The organism is Ectothiorhodospira shaposhnikovii (assembly GCF_016584105.1).
GTDB lineage: Bacteria > Pseudomonadota > Gammaproteobacteria > Ectothiorhodospirales > Ectothiorhodospiraceae > Ectothiorhodospira > Ectothiorhodospira shaposhnikovii.
The window spans coordinates 67,721-80,709 of sequence record NZ_NRSM01000002.1 but is presented as its reverse complement, the minus strand read 5'-3'; the positions used below and the strand labels follow the sequence as shown (position 1 = coordinate 80,709).

11 protein-coding genes and 1 pseudogene are annotated in these 12,989 nt (G+C 66.8%); 10 read left to right on the top strand and 2 right to left on the bottom strand.

Annotated features, from left to right (window positions below):
- Positions 1–2,028, bottom strand: coding sequence for a methionine--tRNA ligase (gene metG, locus CKO35_RS01650; RefSeq protein ID WP_200171897.1), 2,028 nt, complete (start codon positions 2,026–2,028; stop codon positions 1–3).
- Between the two features lie 171 nt (positions 2,029–2,199).
- Here metG and CKO35_RS01645 point away from each other — a divergent pair, with 171 nt between their 5' ends.
- The 10 genes and pseudogenes from CKO35_RS01645 to CKO35_RS01595 all read left to right on the top strand — a co-directional run bounded on the left by CKO35_RS01645 (position 2,200) and on the right by CKO35_RS01595 (position 12,514).
- Complete coding sequence (locus CKO35_RS01645; protein ID WP_200171895.1) at positions 2,200–2,829, top strand: YdbL family probable chaperone protein; 630 nt, start codon at positions 2,200–2,202, stop codon at positions 2,827–2,829.
- A 40-nt stretch (positions 2,830–2,869) separates the two neighbouring features.
- A complete protein-coding gene (locus CKO35_RS01640) occupies positions 2,870–3,382 on the top strand; it encodes a Na+/H+ antiporter subunit E (RefSeq protein ID WP_200171893.1) in 513 nt (170 codons plus the stop codon).
- Between the two features lies 1 nt (position 3,383).
- Positions 3,384–3,659, top strand: a complete 276-nt coding sequence (locus CKO35_RS01635; RefSeq protein ID WP_200171891.1) for an MrpF/PhaF family protein — start codon at positions 3,384–3,386, stop codon at positions 3,657–3,659.
- Positions 3,656–3,955 carry a cation:proton antiporter gene (locus CKO35_RS01630; protein ID WP_242466955.1) on the top strand — a complete coding sequence of 100 codons (300 nt, stop codon included), beginning with the start codon at positions 3,656–3,658 and terminating at the stop codon, positions 3,953–3,955. Before CKO35_RS01635 ends, CKO35_RS01630 begins: the two co-directional genes overlap by 4 nt.
- A gap of 28 nt (positions 3,956–3,983) precedes the next feature.
- A pseudogene (locus CKO35_RS01620) lies at positions 3,984–4,951 on the top strand (hydrogenase subunit MbhD domain-containing protein).
- Positions 4,941–5,261: an NADH-quinone oxidoreductase subunit K gene (locus CKO35_RS01615; RefSeq protein WP_200171889.1), complete on the top strand. Its 321-nt coding sequence runs from the start codon at positions 4,941–4,943 to the stop codon at positions 5,259–5,261. Before CKO35_RS01620 ends, CKO35_RS01615 begins: the two are co-directional and overlap by 11 nt.
- A 2-nt stretch (positions 5,262–5,263) precedes the next feature.
- On the top strand, positions 5,264–6,718 hold the full coding sequence (locus tag CKO35_RS01610) for a complex I subunit 5 family protein (protein WP_242466954.1): 1,455 nt from the start codon (positions 5,264–5,266) through the stop codon (positions 6,716–6,718).
- Position 6,719: 1 nt separating this feature from the next.
- The gene (locus tag CKO35_RS01605) at positions 6,720–8,261 is read left to right on the top strand and encodes a complex I subunit 5 family protein (protein ID WP_200171887.1); all 1,542 of its coding nucleotides are present in this window, start codon (positions 6,720–6,722) and stop codon (positions 8,259–8,261) included.
- On the top strand, positions 8,258–9,985 hold the full coding sequence (locus CKO35_RS01600; protein ID WP_200171885.1) for a complex I subunit 5 family protein: 1,728 nt from the start codon (positions 8,258–8,260) through the stop codon (positions 9,983–9,985). The genes CKO35_RS01605 and CKO35_RS01600 overlap by 4 nt, the downstream gene beginning before the upstream one ends.
- Positions 9,986–10,054: 69 nt before the next feature.
- The gene (locus CKO35_RS01595; protein WP_200171883.1) at positions 10,055–12,514 is read left to right on the top strand and encodes a methyl-accepting chemotaxis protein; all 2,460 of its coding nucleotides are present in this window, start codon (positions 10,055–10,057) and stop codon (positions 12,512–12,514) included.
- On the opposite strand, the gene CKO35_RS01590 is transcribed toward CKO35_RS01595, so the two are convergent.
- Positions 12,460–12,951: a peroxiredoxin gene (locus tag CKO35_RS01590; protein ID WP_200171881.1), complete on the bottom strand. Its 492-nt coding sequence runs from the start codon at positions 12,949–12,951 to the stop codon at positions 12,460–12,462. The two genes, CKO35_RS01595 and CKO35_RS01590, sit on opposite strands and share 55 nt — an antisense overlap.
- Between the last annotated feature and the right edge of the window lie 38 nt (positions 12,952–12,989).

Here is a 12,989-nt window from a genome sequence, read left to right as displayed (position 1 = left end):
CTATTTCACCCGCATGCCCGGCTGGGCACCCGTATCCGGTGACAGGATGAACAGATCCTTGCCGCCGGGGCCGGCGGCCAGCACCATGCCTTCGGACAGGCCGAACTTCATCTTGCGCGGCGCCAGATTGGCCACCATCACCGTCAGGCGTCCCTCCAGATCGGCCGGATCATAGGCCGACTTGATCCCGGCGAAGACCTGCCGGGTCTCGCCGCCCAGGTCCAGGGTCAGGCGCAGCAGCTTGTCGGCGCCTTCCACATGCTCGGCCCGGCTGATGCGGGCGATGCGCAGATCCACCTTGGCAAAGTCGTCATAGGTGATCTCTTCCCGGATCGGGTCCAGGGCCAGCGGCCCCTGGGTCTGGGTTGGCGTGGGTGCCAGACTTTCCTTCGACGCTTCCAGCATGGTCTGCACCGCCTGTGGGTCCACCCGGGTCATCAGGGGTTCGTAGGTGTTGATGCGGGTCCCCACCAGGGGCTGTTGCACCGCCTCCCAGGTGAGGGCGGGAACGCCCAGAAACCCTTCCGCCTTTTCCGCCATGGCCGGCAGCACCGGCCGCAGATAGGTGAGAATGGCCCGGAACAGGTTGATGCCCTGGGTGCAGACGGCCTGGACATGGGCCTGACCGTCTTCCTGCTTGGCCAGCACCCAGGGTTTTTGTTCGTCCACATACTGGTTGGCCACGTCCGCCAGGGCCATGATCTCCCGCATGGCCTGACCGAATTCCCGCCGTTCATAGAGCCCGGCGATTTCCTCGCCGGCCCGCACATAGCGGTCATACAGATCCGGATCCGGCAGGGTGTCGGCCAGGCGGCCGGCAAAGCCCTTGTGGATGAATCCGGCGCAGCGGGAGGCGATGTTCACCGCCTTGCCCACCAGATCGCTGTTCACCCGGGCGATGAAGTCGTCCAGGGACAGGTCGATGTCATCCACGCCGGGGCCGAGCTTGGCGGCGAAGTAGTAGCGCAGATATTCCGGCTGCAGGTGGTCCAGATAGGTGCGGGCCTTGATGAAGGTGCCCCGGGACTTGGACATCTTCTGGCCATTGACGGTGAGAAAACCGTGGCAGTGCACCGCCGTGGGGGTGCGAAAGCCCGCGCCGCTGAGCATGGCGGGCCAGAACAGGGTATGGAAGTAGGCGATGTCCTTGCCGATGAAGTGATGCAGTTCCGCCGTGCTGTCGGCGCGCCACCAGGCATCGAAGTCCAGGCCCTGCTGCTCGCAGTAGTGCTTGAAGCTGGCCATGTAGCCGATGGGGGCATCCAGCCAGACGTAGAAGTACTTGCCCGGCGCATCCGGGATCTCGAAGCCCCAGTAGGGGGCGTCCCGGGAGATGTCCCAGTCGTTTAGGCCTGCCTCGAACCACTCCCGCAGCTTGTTGCGGATCTCCCCCTGCAGGCTGCCGGAGCCGGTCCATTCCCGCAGCATGGCGTGGAAGTCGCCCAGCTTGAAGAAGTAGTGTTCGGACTCCTTTTCCACCGGCGTGGCGCCGGAGATGGCGGAGACCGGGTTTTTCAGGTCCGTGGGGGCGTAGGTGGCGCCGCAGGCCTCGCAGGAGTCTCCGTACTGGTCCGCCGCGCCGCAGCGGGGGCATTCCCCCTTGATGAAGCGATCCGGCAGGAACATCTTCGCTTCCGGGTCGTAGGCCTGGCGGATGGTGCGCCGGGCGATATGTCCAGCATCCCGCAACCGGGTGTAGATCAGTTCGGCAAAGTGGCGGTTTTCTTCCGAATGGGTGCTGTGGTAGTGGTCGAAATCCACCAGGAAGCCGGCAAAGTCCTCCCGGTGTTCCCGGCCGATGCGCTCGATCAGGACTTCCGGGGTGATGCCCTCGCTTTGCGCCTTGAGCATGATGGGGGTGCCGTGGGCGTCGTCGGCGCAGACATAGATACACTGGTGGCCGCGCATCTTCTGGAAACGCACCCAGATGTCGGTCTGGATGTATTCCACCAGATGGCCCAGGTGGATGGGGCCGTTGGCGTAGGGCAGGGCGCTGGTGACCAGGATGTTGCGGGTGTCGGATGTCATGATCTTGGCGGGGGCAGGGAAATGATTAAAGGTATCAGTTCGGACGGATCGGGGCCAGTTTGTCGGCCTTTTTCAGCCTTCCCCTGTAGGGTTTTGAGGTTTTTTCGGGTTAGATTGGATGTCGGACCGTCTGCTGTTTGCAGATGTCGATAAACCCAAGGATCCATTGCCATGACACGCCATTTCACCACATTACCCCGACACCTGGTCTGGTTCGGTGCCGTGCTGCTCCTGACCGCGTGCGTCACCATCAACATCTATTTCCCCGCCGCCGCCGCCGAGGATGCCGCCCGCACCATCGTGCGGGACGTGCTGGGCGAGACACCCCGGCCCGCCGAGGATGGTCCCGAGGCCACGCCAACGCCCCCGGATGCCCGTCTGGACGCCGTGCCCAAACGCGTGCTGGCGGTGATCATGGACACATTCATCCCGCCCGCCCAGGCCCAGCAGGCCAACATCAACATTCGCACCGCCACCATCGACGGTCTGCGGTCCTCCATGCGGGCACGCACGCCGGCTCTGCAGCCCCACTTTGCCTCCGGGGCCGTTGGTTTCACCCGGGACGGGCTGGTGACCATTCGTGACCTCAATGCCGTGCCCCTGCGGGATCGGGCCACGGTACAGCGCCTGGTGACGGAGGAAAATGCCGACCGCAACGCCCTGTACCGGGAGATCGCCCGGGCCAATGACCGTCCCGAATGGGAGTCGGACATCCGCGCCACCTTCGCCCGGGTCTGGGTGCAGGAGGCCCCGCGGGGATACTGGTACCAGGATGAGCGGGGACAGTGGCGGCAGAAGTAGCCGTCCGGGGTGAACGACTGCGTCGGCTACAATCCTTTCCATGTCGGACCGATATCGCCGCTTTGCCCCATCTCCCCCGCGCCGTTTCCTGGTCACCCTGGCGGCGACTCTGGCCCTGTGGTGGATCCTGACCGGCGGTGCCCCCGGTGCCTGGGCCATCGGTATCCCGGTGGCCCTGCTGGCCGCCGCCTCGGTCTTTGTCCTGCCGCCGGGGCGGCGCTACCGGCTGTCCTTGCGGGGTCTGGTGGTGTTCATGGGCTTCTTCCTCTGGCAGTCCTTTGTCGGCGGCCTGGATGTTTCCCGCCGGGCGCTGTCGCCAAGGATGTCCCTGGCTCCTGGGTTCATCGATTACCCGGTCCGGTTGCCGCGGGGGCCGGCACTGACCTTTTTCATGAACGTGATCGGCCTGCTGCCGGGCACCCTGAGCGTGGGGCTGCATCGCCGCCGCCTTCAGCTCCATGTGCTGGATGTGGGGATGCCGCTGCATGCCTCCCTGTCCCGGCTGGAAGATCGGGTGGCGGCGCTCTTTGGTCTGCGGCTGGAGGCTTTGTGACATGACCGCGTTCTGGCTTTTCTGCGCTCTGTTCCTGCTTTTCACTGTCGCCGTGGGCATGGTGCGGGTACTGTCCGGTCCCACGCCGGGGGACCGGATGCTGGCGGCCCAGCTCTTCGGCACCGCCGGGGTGGCCATCCTGCTGCTGCTGTCCCTGGCCATGGAACAGCCGGCGCTGGTGGATGTGGCCCTGGTCTTCGCCCTGCTGGCGGCGGTGGCCACGGTGGCCTTCGTCAGACAGCGGGGTTTGCCACGGCGGGGGGGGGATCAGGCATGATGGGTCAGGTCATGGATGCCTTCAGCATGGGACTGGTGCTCATGGGGCTTGTGTTCTTTGCCGCCGGCAGCATCGGCATGCTGCGGTTTCCGGACGTCTATACCCGGCTCCATGCCCTGACCAAGGCCGACAATCTGGGGCTGGGTCTGGTGGTCGCGGGGGTGGCCCTGCAGGCCGGCAGCCTGTCCCTGGTGTTCAAGCTGATCCTGATTTGGGGCCTGGTGCTGGCGGCCGGCGCGGCCGGATGCCATCTGGTGGCCCAGCGGGCCCGCCGGCGGGAATCCCGTCGGCTCTGATTTCCCTGTCCATTCATGCAACCACGCGATGCCTGAAGAGATCACCACCTGGTTTTTGATCGGTTTTGATGCCCTGCTGGCCCTCACCCTGCTGGGGGTGGCCTGGCGTCTGCTGGCGGGCGGGGATCTGTTCCGGTCCGTGGTTCTGTTCATTGCCTTCGGTTTGCTGCTGTCCCTGGCCTGGGTGCGTCTGTCCGCCCCCGACGTGGCCCTGGCGGAGGCCGCCATCGGTGCCGGTGTCACCGGTGCCCTGCTGCTGGTGGCCCTGGGGCGGTTGCGGCGCCTGGAAAACCGGTTCTTCCGTCGGGAAGGAGGGAATACTTGATCCGGCGGCGATTCACATCCCCTCTGGTGCTGCTGATGAGCCTGACCCTGGCCGGCCTGCTCATCGTCGTGGTGCTGGATCTGCCGCCGCAACCGGGTTTGGCCGCCCCGGTGGCCGACGCCATGGATCGCTCCGGCGTCAGACATCCGGTCACGGCGGTACTGCTCAACTTCCGTGGCTATGACACCTTTCTGGAGTTGGCGGTACTGATGCTGGCGGTGCTGTCGATCTGGTCCCTGGGGCTTCGTGATCCGATTCCGGCCCGGCCGGTGCAGGGGCCGGTGCTGCACGGGACCCTGCGTCATCTGATCCCGGTGGCGGTGGTCACCGGCGGTTATCTGGTCTGGGTGGGCAGCAGCGACAGTGGGGGCGCCTTTCAGGGTGGCGCGGTGCTGGGGGCCGCCGGGGTGATGCTGATGCTGTCGCTGCCCCGGGAAATGCCCATGCCTTCCGCGCTGGTACAACGCCTGGGGCTGTCCCTGGGCGCGTTTGCCTTCCTGGCGGTGGGGACGGCGGGTTTGCTGACCGGCCACGGCTTCATGGGTTATCCCCCCGCCTGGGCCTATCACCTGATCCTGGGCATCGAGCTGGCCGCGTCCGTGTCCATTGCCCTGACCCTGGTGCTGCTGTTCCTGGGTGGTCGATCCCGCAGGGTGCGGCATGGCCGCTGACGTCCTGACTCCCCAGATCTACCTGCTGTGCGGCGTGTTGCTGTTCGTGCTCGGACTGCACGCCCTGGTGGTGCGTCGCCATCTGCTGTTGAAGATCCTCGCCGTCAACGTCATGGGTTCCGGTGTCTTCATGGTCCTGCTGGGCGTGGCCGCCGGAGGCGAGGGGGGTGTGGATCCGGTGCCCCATGCCCTGGTCATCACCGGCATCGTGGTGGCTGTCAGTGCCACCGCCGTGGCTCTGGTGCTCATGCTCAGGGTGAAGGCGGCCACCGGCCTTGCGCGCCTGCCCCGGTCCGGGCCGGAGGACTGAAGATGCCGTGGATGGATGTCATGGCGGACATGGCCCTGGCCCCCTGGCTGGTGATCCTGCCTCTGGCGGGTGCCTTGCTGGCGGGACTGTGGCCTGCCGCGGCCCGATGGTGGGGGCTGCTGACGGCGCTGCTCACTCTGGTCATGGCCCTGCTGCTGGCCCTGCAGGTGCATGCCCACGGTCCCATGATCCTGGATCTGGGGGGCTGGGCACCGCCCCTGGGCATCACCCTGGTGGCGGACGGCCTGGCGAGCCTGATGCTGCTGATGACCGCCGTGGTGGGGCTGGCCATCAGTCTCCATGCCCTGGGTTATCTGGCCGGGGAGGGGCGCGGGCACTGGTTCTGGATCCTCTGGTTGTGGCTGTGGGCGGCCATGAATGCCCTGTACCTGTCCGGGGATGTGTTCAATCTCTATGTCACCCTGGAGCTGGTGGTGCTGGCGTCGGTGGCCCTGGTGGCCCTGGCCGGTGGCGCCGCCCCGCTGGTGGCGGCCATGCGTTACCTGCTGGTGAGCCTGCTCGGTTCCATGGCCTACCTGATGGGGGTGGCCCTGCTCTACGGGGCTTACGGCGTGCTGGGTCTGCAGGCGCTGGGTGCCCAGGTGGCCCTGTCGGCGGCCCCCATGCTGGCGGCGGTGCTGATGACCGTGGGGTTGCTGGCCAAGTCCGCCCTGTTCCCGCTGCATGTCTGGTTGCCCCCCGCCCATGGCAGTGCCCCGGCGCCGGTCAGCGCGGCGCTTTCGGCCCTGGTGGTCAAGGTGTCCTTCTATCTCATTCTGCGGCTTTGGCTGACGGTCTTCCCGGCGTTGCCTCTGTCGGGGCTGGACGTGCTGATGGGGGTGCTGGCCGCCGGGGCGGTGCTCTGGGGCGGCCTCATGGCGTTGCGGGCCCCCCGGCTCAAGCAGGTGGTGGCCTATTCCACCGTGGCCCAGGTGGGCTATCTGTTCCTGCTGTTTCCGTTTCTCCGGGCGCATCCGGAGGGGTGGAAGGCGGTGGTCTTTTTCGCGGTCGCCCATGGGGTGGCCAAGGCCGCCGTGTTCCTGGCCGCCGGCACCCTGCAGCGGGCGGCGGGCCATGACCGGCTGGCGGATTTGGGGGCGGTGATGCGGGGGCGGCTCAAGACCAGTTTTGCCCTGGGGATTGCCGGTGCCGGTCTGGTGGGGTTGCCCTTCACCGGCGGTTTCATCGCCAAATGGCTGCTGGTGCAGACCGCCCTGGAGGCCGGGTTGTGGATCTGGGCCCTGGTGGTGCTGGGTGGCGGGCTCCTGGCCGGCGCCTATGTGTTCCGTCTGCTGGGGCCGGCCTTTGAGCCGGGCCCCGCGGATCGGGGGCGACCCTTGCCCGCGGTGATGGAATGGGTGCCCCTGGCCCTGGCCCTGCTGACCATCGGCCTGGGGTTTGCCGGCACCCCGGCCCTGTCGTTGCTGGCCCGAACCCTGGCCGGGGGAGGGGGCTGAGATGGCGACGGGGGGATACATGCTGCTGCTGATTCTCCTGAGCTCCCTGCTGCCCGGGGTGGCCATCTTCTTCCTGCGGGAGCAGCAGTTCGCCCTGCGCACGGCCCTCAACCTGGGGGGCGCCACCCTCAAGTTCCTGCTGATCATCGCCCTGCTGGTGGGAGTGTACCGGGACGGCAAGACCTACAGCCTCAGCGTGAACCTGTTGCCGGGAATTGATCTGGTGCTGGCGGCGGATGCCCTGTCCCTGCTGTTTGCCACCCTCTCGGCGGTGCTCTGGCTGGTCACCACCATCTACGCCATCGGCTATCTGGAGGATTCCCCCAACCGCAGCCGCTTCTTCGGTTTCTTCAGTCTGTGCGTGAGCGCCACGGTGGGGATCGCCTTCTCCGGCAACCTCATCACCCTGCTGATCTTCTACGAGATCCTGACCCTGGCCACCTGGCCCCTGGTGGTGCACCGGGGCACGGCGGAATCCTTCCGGGCCGGGCGTATCTATCTGGCCTACACCCTCCTCGGGGGCGCGGTGCTGCTGGGGGCCGTGGTCTGGCTGACCCTGCTGGCCGGTTCCGAGCCCTTTACCGCCGGCGGTTATCTGCACCATCTGAGTGCCGACCAGGGGCCGGTCCTGATCATGATCTTTGCCATGCTGATGGCCGGGTTCGGGGTCAAGGCGGCCCTGCTGCCCCTGCATAGCTGGCTGCCCCGGGCCATGGTGGCCCCGGCCCCGGTGAGTGCCCTGCTGCACGCGGTGGCCGTGGTCAAGGCCGGGGCCTTCGGCATCGTGCGGGTGCTCAATGATGTTTACGGGGTGGAACTGGCGGCGGATCTGGGGGTGACCCTGCCGCTGCTGCTGCTGGCCATCATGACCATTGTCTATGGTTCGGTGCGTGCGGTGTTCGCCGATGATCTCAAGCAGCGGCTGGCCTTTTCCACCGTCAGCCAGGTGTCCTACATCATCCTCGGCGTGGCCCTGGCCGGACCCATCGGTGCCGTGGGTGGGCTGGTGCATCTGGTCCATCAGGGGGTGATGAAGATCACCCTGTTCTTCTGCGCCGGCAATTTCGCCGAGACCCTGGGCATCCATCGGGTGGATGAGATGCGCGGGGTGGGCCGGCGCATGCCCTGGACCATGACCGCCTTCACCCTGGCGGCCCTGGGCATGATCGGCATTCCCCCGCTGGCCGGGTTCATCAGTAAATGGTATCTGGGCCTGGGTGCCCTGGAGGCGGGGCTTGCCTGGGTGACCGTCGTGCTGGTGGTCAGCAGTCTGCTCAATGCCCTGTATTTCCTGCCGCCGATCCTGCGGGGCTGGTTCAGCCGCCGGGAGGGCCCCTGGCCCGACGAGCGCCATGGGGGAGGGCGACTGGAGACCCACTGGATGCTGCTGCTGCCCACGATGGCGGTCGCCGCCATGGCCCTGGGCATGGGGCTGCTGGCCTCCCTGACCATCAGTCCCCTGTACTGGGTGACCTTTATCGTGGAATTCGAGTACGGCTACGACCATATCTGGCGCGCCATCTTCGAATGGGAGACGCCATGACCCCGGATCTGTGGCTGCTTCTGATTCCCCTGACCCCGTTGCTGCTGGTGTCTGCCCTGGCGTTGCCGGTGGTGGGTCGTCATCTCTGGCGCCTGACCCCGCTGGCGGTGCTGCCGGCCCTGGCGGGTGCGCTGTGGCTGCCGGAAGGGGCGTGGGCCTTCTACCCCTGGCTGTTGCTGGGGACGGAACTGGCCCTGGATCCGGTGGGACGCGGTTTTCTGCTGCTCACCGCATTGCTGTGGGGGGCGGCCGCCGTTTACGCCCAGGGGTATCTGGGGGCAGACCCTTCCCGGGTGCGTTTCCATGCCTTTTTCCTGCTGGCCATGGCGGGCAACCTGGGGCTGGTGGTGGCGGCGGATGTGGTGTTTTTCTACACCAGCTTCGCCCTCATGAGCCTGGCTTCCATGGGGCTGGTGGTGCATGAGCAGCACTTTGAGTCCTGGCGGGCCGGATGGGTTTATCTGGGCATGGCCCTGGTGGGCGAGGTGGCCCTGTTCACCGGTTTGATCCTGCTGGTCCATGATGCCGGCGGGCATGGTCTGGTCCGGGTCTGGGAACAGCCACCGGGGATGGCGGCCGTGATCCTGTTGCTGGGTGGCCTGGGGGTGAAGGCCGGGCTGGTGCCCCTGCATCTGTGGCTGCCCCTGGCCCACCCGGCCGCTCCCACCCCGGCCAGCGCCGTCCTGTCGGGGGCCATGATCAAGGCGGGCCTGCTGGGCTGGATGCGCCTGCTGCCGCCGGGCAGTGTGCCGGAAGCCCTGGGCACGGTCCTGGTGGTGCTGGGTCTGGTGGGCGCCGGTTACGGGGTGCTGGCCGGGGTGTTCCAGCATCGGGTCAAGACCGTGCTGGCCTATTCCAGCATCAGTCAGATGGGCCTGATGACGGCGGGTCTGGGGGTGGCCATGATGCACCCGGCCCTGGCGCCCGCCCTGATCTCGGCCCTGGTGCTCTATGCCCTGCACCACGGCATCGCCAAGGCCGCCCTGTTCCTGGGGGTGGGCATTGCCCAGCGGGTGGGGCGAACGGCGGCGCTGGCCTGGCTGCTGTTGCCGGGGCTGGCGCTGGCGGGGATGCCCCTGACCAGCGGGGCCGTGGCCAAGACCCTGCTCAAGGCGCCCATGTACGATGCGCCCGTGGATCTGTCCCTGGTGACCCTGTTGCTGTCCACGGCCGCGGCCGGCACCTTCCTGCTGATGCTGCGGTTCTGGGTGCTGGCCGCCGGTGGTTCGCGGGAACCCCGCCCGGTGCCGGTGTCCCTGTGGTTGCCCTGTCTGGCGCTGGTACTGGGCACGGTGGTCCTGCCCTGGGTGCTGGCGCCGGAGGATGCCTTCAAGGCCCTGGCCGTCGAGCCTGCGCTGGCGCTGCTCTGGCCCATGGGGCTGGGCCTGTTGATCGGCGGCATTGCCCTGTTGCTGGCCCGTTTCCGGGGCTGGACCCTGCCCCGATGGATCCCCGAGGGGGACCTCTGGGTGCCGCTGGAGCGGGGTGGTCAGGGGGTGCTGGGATGGGTTTCCCGTACCCCCGGGTTCTGGCACATGCCGGGCGGCGGGTTCACCCTGGCCCTGGTCCATGGGGTGCCCCGGCTCTGGGCGGCATGGCTGGACCGGGTGGCCCGGGGCGAGCGAATGCTGCTGCGCTGGGAGACCCTGGGGCTGTTGTTCATCGGTCTGGTGCTGTCGATGCTGGTGGCGGTCTATCTGGGGGCGGTCATGGTCATGTCATGAATGGCCGTTAGTCTGTCGGGGTTTTTGACAGTTTCCTCCGTCATGCCCAAGCTCCGTTCCTGGTGATCCATGAAAATCACGATCCGATTGATGGCCGGAGCCACCGTGCTCACCGGCCTGGCCGTGCTGTTGTCCGCCGTCACCACGAGCCATGTGGCCGACCGCAGTGCCACCCAGGTGATCGAACATGCCATCGGTCAGCAATTCCAGACGGTGGCGGACGGTCGTCAGGCGCGATTGCTGGACGAGATGCAGGGGCTGGAAAATCTGTTGCAGACCCTGGCCCATGGCCGCCTGGTGCAGGATGCGGTCTACGGCTTCATCCGCCCCTTTGCTTCCTACCGCTACGAGGTCGAGGGTGGGTCCACGGAACAGCTGCGGCAACAGGTGGGTCGGTGGTATGAGGATCGCTATGCGCCCCTGTACGCGGCCCGTACCGGGGGCCTGACCGCGCCCCTGGGAGATTGGCTGGGGGCCATGTCCCACGAGGCCCTGCTGATCCAGAGCTATTATGTGGCCGACAATCCCCATGACCCGGAAGACCTGAAGGCCCTGGTGGACCGCCGTGACGGCAGCATCTACGGGCAGCAGCATCTACGTTATCACCAGAGCTTGCGGGATACCCTTGAACGCCTGGGGTTCAATGACCTCATGCTCATTGATGCCCAGTCCCTGGCGGTGGTCTATTCGGTGACCAAGGGCCCCGTCTTCGGTACCTCCCTGCGACAGGGGCCTTTTTCTGACAGTGCCCTGGGGGCGTTGGCCCGGGGGATGATGGAGAACCGGGGGGTGGACGGGTTTCGCATGACCTCCTTCGAAGACTTCGCGGGACGTTTCAATGAACCGGTGGTCTTCATCGGCGTGCCGGTCTTTCATGCCGTCTACAGTCCTGAGCGTCCCCTGGGCATGCTGGTGGCCGAGATCCCCGCGGCGCGTTTCACCCAGATCATGACCAATGCCGGTGGTTGGGTACAGGCGGGGCTAGGGGCCACGGGAGAGTCCTATCTGGTGGATGAACGCCATCGTCTGGTGACCGAGTTGCGGCCCATGCTGGAGAATCGCACGGAATTCCTGCGCCGGTTGCAGGCGGTTCGTCCCGACGCCCTGTCTCCGGATTTTCAGCGTGCCGCCGGCCAGGGCCGGATTGCCGGGCACCTGACCCTGGATACCGGCGCGGTCCGCGCCGCGCTGGCGGGGCATGGCGGCATGGGCCTTGAAAAGGATTATCTGGGACGGGACATGTTCATGGCCTGGACTCCCCTGGAGATCGCGGGCCATCGTTTTGCCCTGGTGACCCAGCAGGATCCCCTGGAGATCATGGCGCCATTGACGCAGATGCGGCGGGATCTGAGTGTCGGCGCCGTTTCCGGAGTGATTGTCCTGTCCCTGCTGGCGGCACTGGCTTCCTGGTGGTTCGCCCGTCTCATCAGCCGCCCGTTGCGGGATCTGGCCCGCAACATTGGCGAAGCCGCCTCCCATCAGGATCTGACCCGGCGTTTTTCCAATGGTCGCCGGGACGAGATCGGCATGATTGCCACCGCCCTGGATGGCCTGTTCCGCGAGTTGGAGTCCTTCGTGGGCGGTATCGTCACCCGATCGGGGCGTACCGCCGCCCTGGCGGACGGCAATGCCGCCACCAGTGAGCAGTGCCTGTCCTCCGTACACGACCAGCGGGCCGCCCTGGATGCGCTGGATGCAGAGGCGACCGCCATGGAATCCGCGACTGATCGCATCGTCGAGCAGATGCAGCGGGTTGCCGAGACCGCCTCGTCGGCCACCCGGCTGGCGGAGGGTGGTCAGGTCCAGGTGCGGGACGTGGCCGGACTGACGGATGAACTGGCCCGGCAGGTCACCGAGTCCAGCGCACATCTTCAGTCACTGCAGGTGGCTGCCGGGGATATCGATTCCGTGCTCACCACCATCCGCAAGATTGCCGAACAGACCAATCTGCTGGCCCTGAACGCGGCCATCGAGGCGGCCCGGGCGGGAGAGCAGGGGCGTGGCTTTGCCGTGGTGGCGGAACAGGTGCGTGGCCTGGCCGCCGATACCCGCGAGGCCACGGGGCGCATCCAGGGCATGGTGGAGCGTTTGCACGGCAACATGCGGGAGGTGGTGGATGCCATGGAAAACGAGCGGCAGACCGCCGAGCGCTGTGTGACCGAGACCGGCGAGGCGGTGACGGCGCTGGTATCCATCGGGCAGGCGGTGGAGGCCATCCGCCATGTGACTGAACAGGTCTCCGGGGATACCGACGTGCAGCGCGGCAAGACCCTGAGCATGCGCAGGCGTCTGGAGGTTTTGCTGCGGGAGGCCAACCAGACCGAGCTGGCCATGGCGGAGCAGGCCGCGGCTGCCCGGGAGCAGAAGCAGGTGGCGGCGGAGCTGGATCAGGCGGCGGGGTGTTTCAGGATTTCATCACCCCACGGGACGTCGCCCCAGGCATCGTCCGCCCCGCCGGTGGCGGCGCCGATCCCTCAGTCCCGGCCGAGGGCCTTGAGGACGGCATCGGCGGCACTTTCCACCACCTGACGGGGCTTGTCCACGCCGATCCACTCCAGCCGGCCGTTGTCGATGATCATGGCATAGCGCCGGGAACGGACCCCCATCTGACTGCCGGTGGCATCGGATTCCAGTCCCACGGCCCGGGTGAAGTCCCCATTGCCGTCGGAGACCATCATGATCCGGTCGCCCACTGCGTGGATGTCGGCCCAGGCATCGAGGACGAAGATATCGTTCACCGCCAGGCACAAGAGGCGCTCGATGCCGGCGGCCCGCAGCTGCTCCGCCTTGTGGATGAAGCCGGGCAGATGAACACCGGAGCAGGCGGGCGTGAAGGCGCCGGGAACGGCGAACAGGGCGCTACGGTAGCCACTGAAGAGTTCCGTGGTGGTGATGGGGTGGTCACCTGCCGGTGTCATCACGCGCAGGGTGATCTCGGGGATCTGATCGCCGACCTGAATGGGCATGACGGGCGCTCCTTGAATCAATCCGGGTGAGGCAGTGT

Coding starts and splice junctions, on each gene's coding strand:
- CKO35_RS01615 (WP_200171889.1), top strand. CDS start 4,941: ATGGCCGCTGACGTCCTGACTCCCCAGATCTACCTGCTGTGCGGCGTG.
- CKO35_RS01645 (WP_200171895.1), top strand. CDS start 2,200: ATGACACGCCATTTCACCACATTACCCCGACACCTGGTCTGGTTCGGT.
- metG (WP_200171897.1), bottom strand. CDS start 2,028: ATGACATCCGACACCCGCAACATCCTGGTCACCAGCGCCCTGCCCTAC.
- CKO35_RS01590 (WP_200171881.1), bottom strand. CDS start 12,951: ATGCCCATTCAGGTCGGCGATCAGATCCCCGAGATCACCCTGCGCGTG.
- CKO35_RS01630 (WP_242466955.1), top strand. CDS start 3,656: ATGATGGGTCAGGTCATGGATGCCTTCAGCATGGGACTGGTGCTCATG.
- CKO35_RS01605 (WP_200171887.1), top strand. CDS start 6,720: ATGGCGACGGGGGGATACATGCTGCTGCTGATTCTCCTGAGCTCCCTG.
- CKO35_RS01595 (WP_200171883.1), top strand. CDS start 10,055: ATGAAAATCACGATCCGATTGATGGCCGGAGCCACCGTGCTCACCGGC.
- CKO35_RS01640 (WP_200171893.1), top strand. CDS start 2,870: ATGTCGGACCGATATCGCCGCTTTGCCCCATCTCCCCCGCGCCGTTTC.
- CKO35_RS01610 (WP_242466954.1), top strand. CDS start 5,264: ATGCCGTGGATGGATGTCATGGCGGACATGGCCCTGGCCCCCTGGCTG.
- CKO35_RS01635 (WP_200171891.1), top strand. CDS start 3,384: ATGACCGCGTTCTGGCTTTTCTGCGCTCTGTTCCTGCTTTTCACTGTC.
- CKO35_RS01600 (WP_200171885.1), top strand. CDS start 8,258: ATGACCCCGGATCTGTGGCTGCTTCTGATTCCCCTGACCCCGTTGCTG.